The sequence below is a fragment of the Frankia sp. AiPs1 genome, from assembly GCF_023716945.1.
Classification (GTDB): Bacteria; Actinomycetota; Actinomycetes; order Frankiales; family Frankiaceae; genus Frankia.
The window spans coordinates 1-1,304 of record NZ_JAMQQF010000960.1; the positions used below are offsets into that span (position 1 = coordinate 1).

General features: G+C 76.3%; 1 protein-coding gene. It reads left to right on the top strand.

Annotation, left to right across the window (positions count from 1 at the left end):
• Nucleotides 1–1,304: AAA family ATPase (locus ND748_RS32175; RefSeq protein ID WP_251750040.1), on the top strand; the 1,304-nt coding region annotated here is incomplete at both ends.

Below are 1,304 nucleotides of genomic sequence, written 5' to 3' on the forward strand. Positions count from 1 at the left end.
GCCCTGGCCGACCCCGACCGCCCTCCGCTGTGGCCGGACGCGGGCGCCGACGCTACGCCCGGCCCCGACCCGACGAGCCCGGATGCCGGCCAGCTCGAGGCCGCCTACCTCGACTGGCTGCCCGGCTGGCGGATCTGGGCGACGCGCGCCCGGGCCGACACCGAGCGCCGCGCGCTGCACAACACGCTGCACGCCGTCGCCGCCCGGGTGGCGCAGGAAGGCGACGCGCTGGAGCTGGTGCTGGCCACCGGCCTGCTCACCTGGGCGCCGCCCGGCGGTCCGCTCATCCGCGAGCACCTGCTGTCCACCCGGGTGAGCTGCGAGATCGACCCGGTCAGCTCGGACATCCGGGTGCGGGTGCTGGCTGGCGGGGCCACCCGGCTGGGCGACGGCCCGCTGCTCGACGGCCTTCCCGGTTTCCGCCGGGAACGGACCAACCACCTGCACGAACGTCTGCACAACCGGCCGCCGGCCCCGCTCGGCGCGCAGGACCCGCGGCTGCTGCGGGACTGGCTGACCCTGGCCCTGGACGTGCCGGTGGACGGCTTCGAGCCGCAGGACGCGCCGCCACCGGTACCGGACGGCGCGACCCGGCCCCGCGTGACCTTTGCCCCCGCGCTCGTGCTGCGCGTGCGTGACCAGGCCTCGCTGCTGACCTACTACGAACGGATGCTGGCGACGTTGCGCGGCGACGGGCCGCCGCCGCTGGGTCTGGTCCAGCTCGTCGCGACCCTGGACGCCGACGAGCGGCTCGCCTGGCTCGACGCCGAGGGCGCGACGAGCGGCGCGGAGCTTGGCGCCGACCCGCTGCTGCCACTGCCGGCCAGCCCCGAGCAGGCCCGGGTGCTCGAACGGCTGCGCCACGACAACGGCGTCGTCGTCGAGGGTCCGCCCGGCACCGGCAAGACCCACACGATCGCGAACCTGATCTCCGCGCTGCTCGCCGAGGGTCAACGGGTCCTCGTCACCAGCCAGAAGGCGCAGGCCCTGCGAGTGCTGCGGGAGAAGCTGCCGCCCGAGCTACAACGATTGTGCGTGTCGCTCACCGACGCACCAGAGGCGTCCGGCCCCGCTGGCGGGACGGGCCTCGCCCCGATGCACGCCGCCGCGATGCACCCCGACGGGACGCACGCCGACGGGACGCACGCCGACGGGACGCACCCCGACGGGACGCACGCCGACAGGATGGCCGCCGACGGGACGGCCGGCGGCGCAACCGCCCTCGGCGCGTTGGACGGGGTGGGCTCGCCCGAGCTCGCCGCGAGCGTCAGCGCGCTGGCGGCGGAGAAGGCGGTCTACCACCC